This window comes from Kocuria sp. KSNUG (assembly GCF_049532735.1).
Classification (GTDB): domain Bacteria; phylum Actinomycetota; class Actinomycetes; order Actinomycetales; family Micrococcaceae; genus Kocuria; species Kocuria rhizophila.
Genome location: NZ_CP150981.1, coordinates 1,867,195 through 1,883,568, shown reverse-complemented (window position 1 = coordinate 1,883,568; position 16,374 = coordinate 1,867,195). Strand labels below are relative to the sequence as shown.

The window sequence follows — 16,374 nt, the reverse complement described above, 5'->3', positions numbered from 1 at the left end:
GGGCAATGATCACCAAGTACGACCTGACCAAGGCCACGGTGGCGCGGGCCCTGCGTGTCCTGTGCCGCCCCGTGGTCACCGGCCTGGACCGGCTGCCCGAGACCGGCCCCGTGATCATCGCGTCCAACCACCTCACCTTCCTCGACTCGGTCATCATCTCGGCGTTCATGCCGCGTCGCGTGAAGTTCATCGCCAAGGCGGAGTACGTCAACAGCCCCGGGATCAAGGGGAGGCTGATGCGCGAGGCCTTCGAGTTCATCGACATCATCCCCGTGGCCCGCGGCCAGCAGAGCGAGTCCGTGGCGGCCCTGCAGCCCGCCGTGGAGCACCTGCGGGAGGGCAAGGTCTTCGGCATCTACCCCGAGGGCACCCGCTCGCGGGACGGCTACCTGTACCGCGGCCACTCCGGGGTGGCGTACCTGGCCTACCTCACGGGCGCCCCCGTGGTCCCCGTGGGGATGATCGGGACCCAGCGGCTGCAGCCGCCGGGCGCCACGATGATCCGCCCCGCCAAGTTCGAGATGCACGTGGGCGAACCCATCACGGTGGCCCACGCGGGGGAGCAGCAGACGGGCAGAATGCGCAAGGAGCTCGTGGCGCAGGTCATGGACACGATCGCGGAGCTCTCCGGCCAGCCCCGCAAGGACGTGTACAACGTCTCGCCGTCCGCGGGGAGGGACCTGGGGCGTGGCTGACCCGGCCAGCTACCGGCCGGCGCGCCAGGACATCCCCACCAATCCGGGGGTGTACCGCTTCCGCGACGAGCACGGCCGTGTGATCTACGTGGGCAAGGCCAAGAACCTGCGCAACAGGCTGTCCTCCTACTTCGCGCCGCTGCACCAGCTCGCCCCCAAGACCCGCGCCATGGTCACCACGGCCGCAGCGGTGCAGTGGACCGTGGTGGGCTCCGAGTTCGAGTCCCTGCAGCTCGAGTACACGTGGATCAAGGAGTTCGCCCCGCGGTTCAACATCGCCTACCGGGACGACAAGTCCTATCCGTACCTTGCGGTCACCATGTCCGAGGACGTGCCGCGCGCCATGGTGACACGCGGGGAGAAGAAGCCCGGCAACCGCTACTTCGGCCCGTACTCCCAGGCGTGGGCCATCCGTGACTCCCTCGACGCCCTGCTGCGGGTGTTCCCCGTGCGCACGTGCACCAAGGGCGTGTACCAGCGTGCCGAGCGCAGCGGCCGGCCGTGCCTGCTGGGCTACATCGACAAGTGCTCCGCGCCGTGCGTGGGCGAGATCTCCCAGGAGGACCACCGGGCCCTGGCGGACGACCTTTGCCGCTTCATGGCCGGGCACGCCAAGCCGTACATCCGGGAGCTCACCCGTCAGATGAACGAGGCCGCCGAGGCCATGGACTTCGAGACCGCCGCGGCGCGCCGCGACGACATCGGGGCGCTCGAGCGGGTGTTCGAGCGCAACACGGTGGTGCTGCCCGACTCCACGGACGCGGACTTCTTCGCGATCGCGGAGGACGAGCTGGAGGCCGCCGTGCAGGTGTTCCACGTCCGCGGGGGACGCATCCGGGGCCAGCGCGGCTGGATCACGGAGAAGGTGGAGGACGTCACCACCCCCCAGCTGATGACCCACCTGCTGCGGCAGGTCTACGGCGAGGTGCACTCGGAACTGGCCCCGGCGGCGTCGGGCCGCAGACGGGGCGCGCGGCAGGGCAGCGAGGACGTGGTGGGCCAGCACCGGCGCACCTCGGAGCTCGCGTACCGCCAGGACACCGTCCCGCGCGCTGTCCACGTGAGCGTGGAGCCGGACGAGGCGGACGAGATCGCCGGGTGGCTCAGCGAGCTGCGCGGCTCCCAGGTCACGGTGCAGCGCCCGCAGCGCGGGGACAAGGCGCAGCTGCTCGAGACGGTCGCGGAGAACGCCCGGCAGGCGCTGACCCTGCACAAGTCCCGCCGGGCCGGGGACCTGACCACGCGCTCGGCGTCCCTGCAGCAGCTGCAGGAGGCCCTGGACCTCCCGGACGCCCTCATGCGCATCGAGTGCTACGACATCTCCCACGTGCAGGGCACCAACGTGGTGGCGTCCATGGTGGTGTTCGAGGACGGGCTGCCGCGCAAGTCCGAGTACCGCAAGTTCTCGATCACCGGGGACGCCGCCCGGGACGACACAGCCTCCATGTACGACGTGATCCACCGGCGCTTCTCCCGCCACGTGGAGCAGCAGAAGCGTGCGGCGGAGAAGGGCGTGAGCACGGGGGAGGTGGACGCCCAGGAGGAGGAGCCCACGTCCCGCGCGTTCGCGTACCCGCCCAACCTGGTGGTGGTGGACGGCGGCCCTCCCCAGGTTGCCGCCGCGCAGCGTGCACTGGACGACCTCGGCGTCACGGACGTCCACGTGGTGGGCTTGGCCAAGCGCCTTGAGGAGGTCTGGATCCCGGACGACGAGTTCCCCGTGATCCTGCCCCGCGCCTCCGAGGGCCTGTTTCTCATGCAGCGCATCCGGGACGAGGCCCACCGCTTCGCCATCACCTTCCACCGGCAGAAGCGCTCCAAGGCCATGACGGTCTCCGCGCTGGACGAGATCCCCGGACTGGGCCCCGCCAAGCAGAAGGCGCTGCTCAAGCACTTCGGCTCCGTCAAGAAGCTGCGGGCCGCCGCACCGGAGGACATGCTCGCGGTCAAGGGCGTGGGACCGGCACTGGCCGTCAAGGTGGCGCAGGCCCTGGGAGGGCAGGCGGCGGCGTCGTCCGGGCCCGCGGTCGACACGGAGACGGGCGAACTGCTCGACTGATCTGGTCTACCCTGGAGGGGAACCTTGCAGTCGGCAGATCAGGCGGTCCGTCACCCCATGAGCACCCCACCCCCGGATGCCTCGGCCCCCGCGCTGGAGCCGGTGAAGCCCCCCACGGCCGAGCTGCTGATCGTCACGGGGATGTCCGGTGCCGGCCGCTCCACCGCGGCCCATGCCCTGGAAGACCTCGGGTGGTACGTGGTGGACAACCTGCCGCCGCAGATGCTGGGGACCCTGGCGGACCTGGCCTCCCGCACCCCGCAGACGCTGCCCAAGCTCGCCGTGGTGATCGACGTGCGAGGCAAGGCCCTGTTCAACGACATGCGCGAGACGCTGGCCGCCCTGGAGACCTCGGGCGTGGACTTCTCGGTGCTGTTCCTGGAGGCCTCGGACGAGGTCCTGGTGTCCCGCTACGAGCTCCAGCGCCGCCCGCACCCGCTGCAGGCCGGCGGGCGGATCCTGGACGGCATCAAGGCGGAGCGGGAGCTGCTGCGTGATCTGCGCGAGACCGCGGACTCCGTGCTGGACACCACGTCCTTCAACGTCCACGCCCTGACCAAGGCCGTGGCGGACATGTTCTCCACGAGCGGGCCCGTGGTGCTGCGCCTCACCGTGATGAGCTTCGGCTTCAAGTACGGCGTGCCGGCGGACGCCAACTACGTGGCGGACGTCCGCTTCATCCCCAACCCGCACTGGGTGCCCGCCCTGCGCCCGCGCACGGGCAAGGACCCGGAGGTGCGGGACTACGTGTTCGGCAACGACGGCGCCCGGACGTTCGTGGACCGCTTCGTGTCCATGCTCGAACCGGTCTTCGCCGGATACCGCAACGAGAGCAAGCACTACGCCACCATCGCCATCGGGTGCACGGGCGGCAAGCACCGCTCCGTGGCCATCACCGAGGAGGTCGCTCGGCGGCTCAGCAAGTCGCCCCGGGTGACCGTCAACATCCAGCACCGGGACATGGGCCGCGAGTAGCCTGCCCCCAGACATGACGGAATCGATGAGTTCACTTCCCACCACGGGTGCCCTGCCCCGGCTGCCACTGAGCAGCCGGCGTGACGTGGACCCCTACCACTCCCTGGACCCCTCCGCCCGGGACGCCCTGACCGACGCGGACTCGGTGGTGGCCCTCGGCGGCGGCCACGGGCTCTCCGCGAGCCTCTCCGCGCTGCGGCTGCTGGCCCCCGCCCTGACCGCCGTGGTCACGGTCGCGGACGACGGCGGGTCGTCCGGTCGGCTGCGCAACGACCTCGGCGTGCTGCCGCCGGGCGATCTGCGGATGGCGCTGGCGGCCCTGTGCGACGACTCCCAGTGGGGCCGCACCTGGAGCGACGTGATGCAGCACCGCTTCAGCATCGAGGGGCACCCGGACGAGGGACTGGACAACCACGCGCTGGGCAACCTGCTGATCGTGACCCTGTGGGAGCTGCTGGGAGACCCCGTGGAGGGACTGCGCTGGGCGGGGGCCCTGCTCGGGGCACGCGGTCAGGTGCTGCCCATGAGCTGCACTCCGCTCGTGATCGAGGGGGACGTCTCCCCGGGCAGCAGCCCCACGGTTGCCTGCCCGCCCGAGGCCGTCACGCGCACGGTCACGGGGCAGGCGCGCCTCGCCAAGGAGGCGGACGTGTGCAACGTGCGGCTCTGCCCGGCAGACGCCGAGGCGTGCCCGGAGGCCGTCACCGCGATCGAGGAGGCGGCCTGGGTGGTGCTCGGCCCCGGCTCGTGGCACACGTCCGTGCTTCCGCACCTGCTGCTGCCTCAGCTGCGGGATGCCATCTGTGCTTCTCCCGCCAAACGGCTAGTCACGCTCAACCTCTCCCGCGACTCGGAGACCCTCAGCATGGGCTCGGGGGACCAGCTGCGGGTCCTCAAACGCTACGCCCCGGAGCTGCGCCTGGACGTGGTGCTCGCGGACCCGTCCGCGGCCGAGTCCCCCAAGGACGTGGAGGCCGCCGCGGCGCAGCTCGGCGCGGTGGTGCACTGGGACTCCCTCCGGGACAAGGACGGCGGCTCGGTGCACAACCCCTTCAAACTGGCCGCGGCCTACCAGCAGATCATGAACGCGGAGCACTGACCGGGGCAGCCCCGGCCCCGCCCGAGCACGACAAGGAGATCGACGTCTATGGCATTGACCGCCTCGGTCAAGGAAGAACTCGCCCACCTGCAGGTGCGCAAGTCCGCGGTGCGCGCGGCGGAGCTGTCGGCCCTGCTGCGCTTCGCGGGCGGGCTGCACATCGTGGGCGGGCGAATCGTGGTGGAGGCGGAGCTGGACACGGAGTCCGTGGCACGCCGCGCAGCACGCACGGTGGGGGAGGTCTTCGGCCACGACTGCGAGCTCGGGGTGATCAGCGGCGGCGGTCTGCGCCGGGACCGCACCTGGGTGGTGCGGGTCGCCCGCGACGGCGAGGCCCTCGCCCGGCGCACCGGACTGCTGGACGCCCACGGCCGGCCCGTGCGCGGGCTGCCCCCCACGGTGGTCAACGGCAGCGTGGAGGAGTCCGCGGCCGTGATCCGCGGCGCGTTCCTGGCGCACGGCTCCCTCACGGAGCCCGGTCGCGCGGCCGCCATGGAGTTCACGTGCCCGGGACCGGAGGCGGCCCTCGCGCTCGTGGGCTCCGCGCGCCGTCTGGACGTCCTCGCCAAGGCGCGGCAGGTGCGCGGCGTGGACCGCGTCGTCGTGCGCGACGGCGACACGATCGCCGCGCTGCTCACGCGCCTGGGCGCCCACCGCGCGCTGCTCCAGTGGGAGGACCGGCGCATGCGCAAGGAGGTGCGGGCCACGGCCAACCGGCTCGCGAACTTCGACGACGCCAACCTGCGGCGTTCCGCGCAGGCCGCCGTCACGGCGGGAGCCAAGGTGGAGCGCGCCCTCGACATCCTGGGCGACGACGCCCCCGAGCACCTGCGCGCGGCCGGGCGGCTGCGCGTGGCCAACAAGCAGGCGAGCCTGGACGAGCTGGGCCGGCTGTCGGACCCGCCGCTGACCAAGGACGCGATCGCGGGCCGGATCCGCCGGCTGCTGGCCATGGCCGACCGCCGCGCGGAGGAGCTCGGCGTGGCCACCACCACGGAGTTCGCGGCCCAGGCGGGCGGGGAGCGGCGGCGCGGATAGTACCAGCCGCCCGTGACCCCGCAGTGAATGTTGGTTCATGTGGGGTTTGCGAACAAGTGGCGCGTCGGTCCCCGCAGCACTGTCCTCGCGACGCCGGACGCGCTAGAATGGACACGGAAGAGCAGGTGGGTCCGTTGGTCGCCGAGCACTCCGGGTGTGGGAATCATGCCGAATGGTTTTGATCCCACATCCAGGCGATCACCGTCCGCCGCACACCCACACGCAGAGGAGAACGCAGTGACAGTCAAGGTTGCCATCAACGGATTCGGACGCATCGGCCGTTGCTTCGCGCGGGCCCTGTACACCCACCACGGCCACGACATCGAGCTGGTGGCCGTGAACGACCTCACCGCCCCGGAGACCTTGAAGCACCTGTTCGAGTTCGACTCCGTCATGGGTCGGCTGGGCTCCAAGGTCACCCTGGACGGTGACGTCATGTCGGTGGACGGCCACCAGGTGAAGTTCTTCGCCGAGGCCGATCCCTCCAAGCTGCCGTGGGGTGAGCTCGGGGTGGACATCGTGGTCGAGTCCACGGGCAAGTTCACCACCGGCCCCAAGATGCAGGCCCACCTGGACGCCGGCGCCAAGAAGGTCGTCCTCTCCGCCCCGGGCAAGGAGGTGGACGGCACCTTCGTGTACGGCGTGAACCACGAGAGCTACGATCCCGCCACCATGAACCTGGTGTCCGCGGCGTCCTGCACCACCAACTGCCTGGCCCCGCTGGCCAAGGTCATCAACGACGAGTTCGGCATCGAGCGCGGCCTGATGACCACCATCCACGCCTACACGGGTGACCAGCGCCTGCACGACGCCCCCCACAAGGACCTGCGCCGCGCCCGTGCCGCCGCCCTGAGCATGATCCCCACCACCACCGGTGCCGCTGCGGCCGTGGGCCTCGTGCTCCCGGAGCTCAAGGGCAAGCTGGACGGCTTCGCCGTGCGCGTCCCGGTCCCCACGGGCTCGCTCGTGGACCTCACCGTGGACGTCCGCGAGGACGTCACGGTCGAGTCCGTCAACGCCGCCGTCAAGAAGGCCGCGGAGGGCCCCTTCCAGGGCATCATCGAGTACTCCGAGGAAGCGCTGGTGTCCAAGGACATCGAGGGCTACGACGTCTCCACGGTGTTCGACGCGCCGCTGACCAAGGTGATCGACAACCAGGTCAAGGTCATCGCGTGGTACGACAACGAGTGGGGCTACACCATCCGCCTCGTGGACTTCGTGTCCTACGTGGCCGATAAGCTCTGAGACAGACCGCTCAGTGGCGCCGGTGCCCCGAGGGTGCCGGCGCCATTGTCGTCAGCAAGCGTTCACCACAGGGAAAGGGATGACAGACATGGCCAAGTCTTTGGACGATCTCATTGCGGAGGGGGTCGCGGGTCGCCGCGTCCTGGTGCGTTCGGACCTCAACGTCCCGCTGGACGGCTCCACCGTGACGGACGACGGTCGCGTGCGGGCGTCGCTGCCGGTGCTGGAGAAGCTCGCCGACGCCGGGGCGCGGGTCATCGTCACGGCCCACCTCGGCCGGCCCAAGGGCACCGTGGACCCCAAGTACTCGATCAAGCCGGCCGCGGACCGTCTGGCGGAGCTCTCCAAGACGCCGGTTCTGGTGGCCGCCGACGTGGTGGGCGAGGACGCCCGGGCCAAAGCGGAGGCGTTGCAGGACGGTCAGATCCTCGTGCTGGAGAACGTCCGCTACGATCCCCGCGAGACCTCCAAGGACGACGCCGAGCGGGGCGAGTTCGCGGCCGAGCTCGCGGCCCTGACCGGTGAGAACGGCGCCTACGTGGACGACGCCTTCGGGGCGGTGCACCGCAAGCACGCGTCCGTGTACGACATCGCGCAGAAGCTCCCGGGCTACCTGGGTGACCTCGTCAAGACCGAGGTGGACGTGCTGAGCAAGGTGATCTCCGATCCCGAGCGCCCGTTCGTGGTGGTCATGGGCGGTTCCAAGGTCTCCGACAAGCTCGCGGTGATCGACAACCTCATCGGCAAGGCGGACTCCCTGCTGATCGGCGGCGGCATGGTGTTCACGTTCCTTGCCGCCCAGGGCCACGCCGTGGGGTCCTCCCTGCTGGAGAAGGACCAGATCGAGACGGTCAAGGGCTACCTGGACCGGGCCGAGAGCGCGGGCACCGAGATCGTGCTGCCGGTCGACGTCGTCTACGCCTCCCGCTTCGCCGAGGACGCCGAGCACGAGGTGCGGCCCGTGGCGGACATCGAGGGTGGCTCGATCGGCGACTCCGGACTGGGTCTGGACATCGGGCCCGAGTCCGCCAAGCTCTTCGCAGAGCGGATCGGGCAGGCCAGGACCGTGTTCTGGAACGGCCCCGTGGGCGTGTTCGAGATGGCGGCGTTCGCCGGTGGCACCAAGGCCGTGGCCGAGGCGCTGGCCACCTCGGACGCCATGAGCGTGATCGGCGGCGGCGACTCCGCCTCCGCCGTGCGCAACCTGGGGTACCGGGACGAGCAGTTCGGTCACATCTCCACCGGGGGCGGCGCCTCCCTGGAGTTCATCGAGGGCAAGGAGCTGCCGGGCGTCGTCGCGCTCGGAGCCTGAGCACCCCTCGGCGATCCGTCCCACAGCGAAGGAGAACCAGCATGACCACGCAGACCAACGGTGCTTTCGACCGCACGCCCCTGATTGCGGGCAACTGGAAGATGAACATGGACCACACGCAGGGCATCGCCCTGCTGCAGAAGCTCGCCTGGACGCTCAAGGACGCCAAGCACGACTTCTCGCGCGTGGAGGTGGCGGTGTTCCCGCCCTTCACGGACCTGCGCTCGGTGCAGTCCGTGGTGGAGGGGGACGGGCTGCAGGTCCGCTACGGTGCCCAGGACCTCTCGGACCAGGACTCTGGCGCCTACACGGGTGACGTCTCCGGGCAGTTCCTGGCCAAGCTCGGGTGCACCTACGCCCTCGTGGGCCACTCGGAGCGCCGGGCCATCCACGAGGAGTCGGACGAGACCTGCCGGGACAAGGTCCGCGCGGCCATCCGCCACGGGCTGACCCCGGTGCTGTGCGTGGGGGAGGGCCTCGAGGAGCGCCAGGCCGGCAACCACGTGTCCTACACCCTCGAGCAGCTGCGCGGGAGCCTTGCCGAGCTCTCGGAGGGTGAGCTCGATGGCCTTGTGGTGGCGTACGAGCCCGTGTGGGCCATCGGCACCGGGGAAGTGGCCGGGCCGGAGGACGCGCAGGAGATGTGCCACGCCATCCGTGACGAGCTGACCTCGCTGCACAGCAAGGGCTTCTCCGACGCCACGCGCATCCTGTACGGGGGATCGGTCAAGTCCTCCAACGTGGCGGCCATCCTCTCCGGCGCGGATGTGGACGGTGCCCTGGTGGGCGGCGCGAGCCTCGACGCGGAGGAGTTCGCCAAGATCGCGCGCTTCGAGCAGCACCTGGTCACCGGCTGACCGGTGCACGGCCGGACCCGGGAGGGAGCTCTTCCCGGGTCCGGTTCGGGACCCCTCGTGCTCGCGCGAGTGGTTTTCCAGTGTCCGCCTGTAAACTGTCCCGAGAACCTGCGTCCGTGCCCCGGGCCGGAGGCCGCTCACGCGGCCGCCGTGGCACCCGCGCAGCAGTCCCAGCCATCGTGAAGTGAGGCAATTCGTGGAGATCCTCCAGATCGCCCTGCAGGTCGTCATCGTGGTGACCAGCATCCTGTGCATCATGTTCGTCCTGCTCAACAAGGGCAAGGGCGGTGGACTCTCCGACATGTTCGGTGGCGGCATGACACAGTCCCTCAACACCTCGGGTGCCGCTCAGAAAAACGTGGTGCGCATCACCACGGTACTCGCCGTCGTGTGGGCACTGGCTATCGTGTGCTACGCGCTCGTGCTGCGGTTCGGCCCTCCGGCCGCCTGAGCCCGGGGCACCGCACGCGGGTCGGCAGTCGGCCACGCCGGCGCCCCGGGGTGGAACAACCCGGCACCGCGGTCGAGGTGAACTTACTCGTGACGAAGGCCCGGACCTGAGGTCCGGGCCTTCGTCGTGCTCGGGGGTTCTGCGCCTCACGGCCCGGGCGTCAGGACTGGCGCAGCACGGACTGCACCCCGCTATGTTCCGCACGGCCGGGGAGTGACGACGTGGGGGACACGGACTGCGGGTGACGAGCTGCGGCGGTGCACTGGCCTGGCCAGCCGCCGCCGGTCGTCGGAGCCGCCTGCACAGTCAGCCGATGTCCTCCGCAGGATCCTGCGGGACACCGGGCAGCGCGTCCTCGGTGACCAGCCACAGGGTCTCGTGCACGCCCCGCACAGCGCTCCCGGGCGCGGCCACCGGCGAGGTCTCGCGGCGGATGTGCGCGAGCGCGTCCGCCTTGGCGGCACCGGAGACGAGGAGCCACACACGGTCCGCCGAGTTGATGGTGGCCATCGACATGGTCACCCGCTCGGGCGGGGGCTTGGGGGAGTCCTTCACGGCGAACACCGGTTCGTCGTGGCGCAGCACGTCCTGCCGTCCGGGGAACAGGGATGCCACGTGGGTGTCCGGGCCCAGGCTCAGCAGCGCGAGGTCGACGTGCGGCAGCCCGGTGGGCGAGTCCTCCGCGGCGGCTGCCGCCGCCAGCTCGTCCCGGTAGTCCGCGGCCGCGGCATCCACCGTGTCGATCTCGTCTGCTCCGGCCACTGGGTGGACACGGTCCCACGTCAGCGCGAGGGACTCGTTCCACGCGTCGGCGGCCTGCACGCCGTTGCGCTCGGGATCGGCGCCCGGCAGGAAACGCTCGTCCGACCACCACACGTTCACGCGTGACCAGTCGACGAGCTGGGCGTCCGGGTGCGTGGCAACCTCCCGGATCACCCGGGTGCCCATGCTTCCGCCCGTCAGGGCGATCGTTGCCTCACCCCGCTCGTCCTGGGCCCGTTCCAGCACCTCCAGGATCCGTCGGGCGGTGTCCTCGGCCAGACGGTCGTCGTCCGCGTGGGGCACGAGCCGGGGGACTGGCCGGTCGTGCGCGCTCACGACCGTTCCCCCGCGCCTGTGGACCGGGTTCCTGACCCGGGGTCCCCGGCGGGCGAGGTCCCCGGCGCCGACGTCGCGGGCGCGCCGTCGGTCTCGTCCGGAACCGTGGCCGATTCGCCGGTGTCGTCCGCCCCGGCCATGGCCTCGTCGAGCGGGTCCTCCGCGCCGGGCTCGTCCGACGAGCGCGTGGTGATCCGTGCCCTGGACAGGCCCTGGGTGATGACCTCTCCGTAGATCTCGTCCGCGTCCAGGCGGCGTAGCTCCTCGGCCAGGCACGCGTTCAGGTCGCGGACGGGCATGGCGATCTGCTGCTGCGGCTGACCCGGCTGGGTCAGCACGGCCACGGTGCGCCCCGGGCGGTCGAGCTCCACGGGCCCGTGCTCGGTGACCAGGCACACCCGGTCGAGGGCACGGCGGGAGTCGTCGCTCACGATCGTGGCGGGCGCGTCCAGCCGGCACGAGAGCCACACACCGAGCAGCACCATGGACGGGGCCACCGCGGCGCCCTCGAGGATGATCTCCCGCACGTCCACGGGGCCCACCTGGTCGAGCACGGCGGCGAGTTGGACGCGCCAGTTGGTGATGCGCGTCCACGCGAGATCCGTGTCCCCGGGGGTGTACTGCCGGGACAGCTGCTCGAGCGACTCGAACGGCTCGTCGGCCCGGGACGAGTCCGTGATGCGGCGGTGGGCGATCCGCCCGATCGAGCTGCCGCTCGGGTTCGCCGGGAAGTCGTGCGGCCACCACGCGACGATCGGGGCGTCGGGCAGCAGCAGGGCGGAGACCAGGGTCTCCGTGGGCTCCGCGAGCTCGCCGTAGCCGTGCATGAGGATGACCTCCGAGGCACCGGCGTCACCGCCCATGCGCAGCTGGGCGTCCAGCCGTGTCTCGTCCGAGGGGGAGTGCGCCACGTGCACGATGATCCGGCACGGGTGCTCGTGGCTCGCGTAGTTGGCCGCCTCGATGGCCATCTCCGAGTGCCCCGCCTGCGCCAGGATCACGAGGGTGAGCACGCGCCCGAGGGTCACCACGCCGTTCTCGTCCCGCAGCTCGTTGAGCTTCTTCTCGATGCTCGCAGCGGTGGTGTTTTCCATGTCAACTATCACGGTCGCCTCCAGACGCGTCCGTCACGAGCCATGAGCTCGTGCGCCGATGCGGGACCCCAGGAGCCCGGTTCGTACGGCTCGGGGGTCACCCGGTGCTCGCTCCAGTACTGCTCGAAGGGGTCCAGGATCTTCCAGGACTGCTCCACCTCCGAGTGGTCGGGGAACAGCGGCGGCTCCCCGAGCAGGACGTCGAAGATCAGCCGTTCGTAGGCCTCGGGGCTGGACTCCGTGAACGCGTGGCCGTAGCCGAAGTCCATGGTCACGTCCCGGATCTCCGACTGCGTGCCGGGGACCTTGGAGCCGAAGCGGATGGTCACGCCCTCGTCCGGCTGGATCCTGATCACGATGGCGTTCTGACCGAACTCCTCGTGGTCCGTGTCACGGAACAGCAGGTTGGGGGACTTCTTGAACGCCACGGCGATCTCCGTGACCCTGCGGCCCAGCCGTTTGCCGGCCCGCAGGTAGAAGGGCACCCCGGCCCAGCGCCGGTTGTTGATGTCCACGCGCAGGGCAGCGAACGTCTCCGTCCGCGAGTCCGCCGGGATGTCCGACTCCTCGTGGAAGCCCTTGACGAACTCCCCGCCCTGCAGCCCCGAGGTGTACTGGCCCAGGGCCGAGTGCTCGCCGAGGTCCTCGGGCAGCACCACCGACTCCAGCACCTTGGCCTTCTCCCGCCTCAGGTGGCTGGCGCTGAACGAGGCGGGCTCCTCCATGGCGGTCAGGGCGAGCAGCTGGAGCAGGTGGTTCTGGATCACGTCCCGGGCCGCACCCACGCCGTCGTAGTACCCCGCACGGGAACCGATCCCGATCTCCTCGGCCATGGTGATCTGCACGTGGTCCACGGAACGGGCGTCCCACAGCGGCTCGAACATCTGGTTGGCGAAGCGCAGCGCCAGGATGTTCTGCACCGTCTCCTTGCCCAGGTAGTGGTCGATGCGGAAGACGCTGTCCGCGCGGAACACGCGCTCCACGATCGCGTTGAGCTCGCGCGCTGACTCGAGGTCGTGGCCGAACGGCTTCTCGATGACCACACGGCGCCAGCCCGTGCTGTTCTCGCTGTCCGCGAGGTCGCGGTCCGCGAGCTGCTGGCACACCGTCTCGAAGGCCTTGGGCGGGATCGAGAGGTAGAACGCGTGGTTGCCGCGGGTGCCCCGGTCCCGGTCCAGCTCCTCGAGGGTCTGCGCGAGACGGTCGTAGGCGTCATCGTCGTCGAACTCACCCTGCACGAACCGCAGGCCGGAGGCGAACTGGTTCCACAGGTCCTCGTTGTACGGCGTGCGGGCGTGCTGCGTGACGTTCTCCTTGACGTACTCCGCGAACTGGGCGTCGTCCCAGTCCCGCCGCCCGAAGCCCACGAGCGAGAACGCCGGGGGCAGCAGGCTGCGGTTCGCGAGGTCGTACATCGCGGGCAGCAGCTTCTTCTTGGCGAGATCGCCGGTCACGCCGAACAGCACGAGGGCCGACGGCGCCGCCACGCGCGTGAGCCGCCGGTCGCGCGGGTCCCGCAGGGGGTTGGGATTCTTGGTGTCGGGCACGGGACTTCCTGTCCGGTCGCTGGTGGGTGGCGGATCTCAGAGGGCGGACGCCGCCTCGAGCAGCTGGGCCACTCCCGCCGCGCGGTCGGTGAGACGCAAGCGAAGGACAGGGCGGTCGTGCTCGCCCAGCACGGCCGCGTCCCCGTCCGCCTGGGCGCTGATGAGCTCTCCGAACGTGAAGGGGATCCCGGGGATGTCCACGTCCGTGTCGGTGGCCGCCGTGATCTGCAGGTACACGCCCTGGGCGGGCCCGCCCTTGTGGTACTGCCCGGTGGAGTGCAGGAAGCGGGGACCCCAGCCGAACGTCACGGGACGGCCGGTGTGCCGGGCCAGCTGGTCACGGATCGCCTCGAGCTGCGTCCAGTGCAGCCGGTCGAAGTAGGCCTGGACGCTGACGTAGCCGTCCTCGGGGAGCTGCTCGAGCAGTGCCGTGAGCGCGTCCTGCACGGTGGTGGCGCCGTGTAGCAGGGACTCGTCGCCCCGAATCTCCACGCTCCCATCCGTGGCCACGGCCGGGGAGGGCTCGGGGGAGGAGGCCAGCAGCTCGCGCGTGGCGGCCTTGGCGGACTCCACGTCCGGCTGGTTGTAGGGGTCGATGCCGAGCAGGCGCCCGGCCACGGCGGTGGCCACCTCGAAGGCCAGCATGAGCCCGCTGAGGGAACCGGCCACGCGCACGCCGTCACCGGAGCCGGTCTCCACCGACTCCTCGTCCACGAGGGACACCACGAGCACGTCCTGCGCACCGGAGGTCAGCTCGGGTGCGGACTCGTCCACCACCACGGGCAGGACACCGGTGCCCGACTTGCCGGTGGACTCCGCGATCAGCTGCTCTGCCCAGTCCGCAAAGCCCACGAACGGCGCGCCCTGGTTCACCAGGACGATCTTGTCGCGCAGCGGATCGGTTCCGCCGAGCGCCGCGCCCAGCTGCAGGCCGATGTTGTTCTCGTCGTCCTCGCGCAGCATCTCGGCGGCCTCCTCGGCGTCGTCGAGCAGCGCGGCGACGTCCACCCCGGCGAGCCCCGAGGGAACCAGTCCGAAGGCGGTGAGCGCGGAGAAGCGGCCGCCCACGTTCGGATCGGCGTTGAAGGTCTTGCGGTAGCCGGCCTCGCGCGAGGCCGAGTCCATGGGGGAGCCCGGGTCGGTGACCACCACGACGCGCGACGGGCCGTCGATGCCGGCCCGTTCGAACGCCTCGAGGAACACGCGGCGGGCGGAGTCCGTCTCCACGGTGGAACCCGACTTCGAGGAGACCACCAGAGCGGTGCGCTCGAGGTCCTGGAGGGCCGTGGAGACCATCTCGGGATCGGTGGAGTCCAGCACGAACAGCTCCACACCGGCGCTGCGCGTGATGACCTCGGGGGCCAGCGAGGAGCCGCCCATGCCGGCGAGCACGAATCGGGTGACGCCCTCGCGGGCGAAGTCGTCGCGCAGCTCCATGATCTCCGGGATCAGGGGACGGGAGACGGTCGCGGCGTCCGTCCATCCCAGCCGGATCGCAGCCTCCTCTTCTGCCGCGGCACCCCACAGCGTGGGATCCTGCGCGAAGAGCTTGGAGGCGAAGTTGTCGGCGACGAGACGGGGCACGTGGGTGTCCACGGCGTCGCGCGCGGATCCTGCGGCCTGCAATGACAATGAGCTCACGGGGAGCCTCCTCGGACTGGTCGAGCTGGCGGTGTGGTGGATCGTGGGACCGTGCGCCGCGCCCTGCCGGGGAACCCGACGGGACGCGGCGCACGGGCAGGCCCGGCGGTGGCCGGGCAGGGTCTCAGCGGGCGTCGTCGAGCGCGGTGCGCACGGTGGCGAGCAGCTCGTCCCAGGAGGCGTCGAACTTCTGGAGACCCTCGGTCTCCAGCTGCTCCACGACCTCCTGGTAGGAGACGCCCAGCGCGCCGATCTCGTCGAGGATCCGGGAAGACTCCTCGTACGTGGCGGTCACGGTGTCCGCGGTGACCTCCGCGTGATCGAACGTGGCGTCCAGGGTCTTCTCCGGCATGGTGTTCACGGTGTTCGGCGCCACCAGCTCGGTCACGTAGAGGGTGTCGGGCAGCTCAGGGTCCTTGACTCCCGTGGAGGCCCACAGCGGGCGCTGAGGGTTGGCGCCCGCGGCCGCGAGACGCTTCCAGCGCTCCGTGTCCAGGGACTGCTCGTAGACCTGGTAGGCGAGACGGGCGTTGGCGAGCCCCGCCTTCCCCTTCAGTGCCGCAGCTTCACTAGAGCCAACGGCGTCCAGGCGCTTGTCGATCTCCGTGTCCACGCGGGACACGAAGAAGGACGCCACGGAGTGGATGGTGGAGAGGTCCTTGCCGTTCTCGAGAGCCTTCTCCAGCCCCTCCATGTAGGCGTTGATGACGTTGCGGTAGCGCTCGAGCGAGAAGATCAGGGTCACGTTGACCGAGATGCCCTCGGCGATCGTGGCCGCGATCGAGGGCAGGCCCTTCTCCGTGGCCGGGATCTTGATGAGCGCGTTCGGCCGGTCGATCGTCTGCGAGAGCTTCTGTGCCATGGTCGAGGTCGCGTCGGCGTCCTGGGCGAGCCGCGGGTCCACCTCGATGGACACGCGCCCGTCCTGGCCCTGCGTGGCCTCGGCGATCGGCGCGAAGAGGTCGCACGCGTCTCGGACGTCGTCGGTGGTGATGCGGAACACGGCGTCGTCCACCGAGGTGCCGGCCGCGGCGAGCTCGGCCACCTGTTCGCGGTAGGACTCGCCGTCGGCGAGGGCCGCCGCGAAGATCGTGGGGTTGGTGGTCACGCCCACCACGTTCTTGGTGTCGATCAGCTCTTGCAGGTTGCCGCTCGTGAGCCGCTGGCGGGAGAGGTCGTCCAGCCAGATGGAGACGCCGGCGTCCGAGAGCTTCTGAGTGGGAGTGGTCATGTCTGTGTCCTCCGGTCGCGTGGGAAATCTGG

13 protein-coding genes and 1 pseudogene are annotated in these 16,374 nt (G+C 70.5%); 9 read left to right on the top strand and 5 right to left on the bottom strand.

The window, feature by feature from the left end; translation table 11 throughout:
• Positions 1-5 precede the first annotated feature (5 nt).
• The 9 genes from AABM36_RS08145 (at position 6) to secG (ending at position 9,731) form a co-directional block, all read left to right on the top strand.
• Positions 6-695 (top strand): lysophospholipid acyltransferase family protein, encoded by a 690-nt coding sequence (locus AABM36_RS08145; protein WP_144801663.1) that lies wholly within the window; start codon positions 6-8, stop codon positions 693-695.
• A complete protein-coding gene (uvrC, locus tag AABM36_RS08140; protein WP_144801660.1) occupies positions 688-2,754 on the top strand; it encodes an excinuclease ABC subunit UvrC in 2,067 nt (688 codons plus the stop codon). Before AABM36_RS08145 ends, uvrC begins: the two co-directional genes overlap by 8 nt.
• A gap of 57 nt (positions 2,755-2,811) precedes the next feature.
• The gene (gene rapZ, locus AABM36_RS08135) at positions 2,812-3,729 is read left to right on the top strand and encodes an RNase adapter RapZ (protein ID WP_019309159.1); all 918 of its coding nucleotides are present in this window, start codon (positions 2,812-2,814) and stop codon (positions 3,727-3,729) included.
• Positions 3,730-3,754: 25 nt separating this feature from the next.
• Positions 3,755-4,828, top strand: a complete 1,074-nt coding sequence (locus AABM36_RS08130; RefSeq protein ID WP_019309160.1) for a gluconeogenesis factor YvcK family protein — start codon at positions 3,755-3,757, stop codon at positions 4,826-4,828.
• 48 nt (positions 4,829-4,876) lie between these two features.
• Positions 4,877-5,866 (top strand): DNA-binding protein WhiA, encoded by a 990-nt coding sequence (gene whiA, locus AABM36_RS08125; RefSeq protein ID WP_019309161.1) that lies wholly within the window; start codon positions 4,877-4,879, stop codon positions 5,864-5,866.
• Between the two features lie 237 nt (positions 5,867-6,103).
• Positions 6,104-7,111, top strand: coding sequence for a type I glyceraldehyde-3-phosphate dehydrogenase (gene gap / locus AABM36_RS08120; protein ID WP_019309162.1), 1,008 nt, complete (start codon positions 6,104-6,106; stop codon positions 7,109-7,111).
• An 88-nt stretch (positions 7,112-7,199) separates the two neighbouring features.
• Positions 7,200-8,423: a phosphoglycerate kinase gene (locus AABM36_RS08115; RefSeq protein WP_081477402.1), complete on the top strand. Its 1,224-nt coding sequence runs from the start codon at positions 7,200-7,202 to the stop codon at positions 8,421-8,423.
• A 41-nt stretch (positions 8,424-8,464) separates the two neighbouring features.
• A complete protein-coding gene (gene tpiA / locus AABM36_RS08110; RefSeq protein ID WP_019309164.1) occupies positions 8,465-9,280 on the top strand; it encodes a triose-phosphate isomerase in 816 nt (271 codons plus the stop codon).
• A 196-nt stretch (positions 9,281-9,476) separates the two neighbouring features.
• Positions 9,477-9,731, top strand: coding sequence for a preprotein translocase subunit SecG (gene secG, locus AABM36_RS08105; RefSeq protein WP_029603109.1), 255 nt, complete (start codon positions 9,477-9,479; stop codon positions 9,729-9,731).
• Between the two features lie 306 nt (positions 9,732-10,037).
• On the opposite strand, the gene pgl is transcribed toward secG, so the two are convergent.
• The 5 genes and pseudogenes from pgl to tal form a co-directional block, all read right to left on the bottom strand.
• Positions 10,038-10,829, bottom strand: coding sequence for a 6-phosphogluconolactonase (pgl, locus tag AABM36_RS08100; RefSeq protein WP_019309166.1), 792 nt, complete (start codon positions 10,827-10,829; stop codon positions 10,038-10,040).
• A 191-nt stretch (positions 10,830-11,020) separates the two neighbouring features.
• Positions 11,021-11,935, bottom strand: a pseudogene (locus tag AABM36_RS08095) (glucose-6-phosphate dehydrogenase assembly protein OpcA); the annotation flags it as partial.
• Positions 11,932-13,470: a glucose-6-phosphate dehydrogenase gene (gene zwf, locus AABM36_RS08090; protein ID WP_019309168.1), complete on the bottom strand. Its 1,539-nt coding sequence runs from the start codon at positions 13,468-13,470 to the stop codon at positions 11,932-11,934. The pseudogene AABM36_RS08095 and the gene zwf, both read right to left, overlap by 4 nt.
• 36 nt (positions 13,471-13,506) lie before the next feature.
• The gene (locus AABM36_RS08085; protein WP_144801655.1) at positions 13,507-15,111 is read right to left on the bottom strand and encodes a glucose-6-phosphate isomerase; all 1,605 of its coding nucleotides are present in this window, start codon (positions 15,109-15,111) and stop codon (positions 13,507-13,509) included.
• Positions 15,112-15,235: 124 nt separating this feature from the next.
• Positions 15,236-16,342, bottom strand: a complete 1,107-nt coding sequence (tal, locus tag AABM36_RS08080) for a transaldolase (RefSeq protein ID WP_019309170.1) — start codon at positions 16,340-16,342, stop codon at positions 15,236-15,238.
• Positions 16,343-16,374 lie beyond the last annotated feature (32 nt).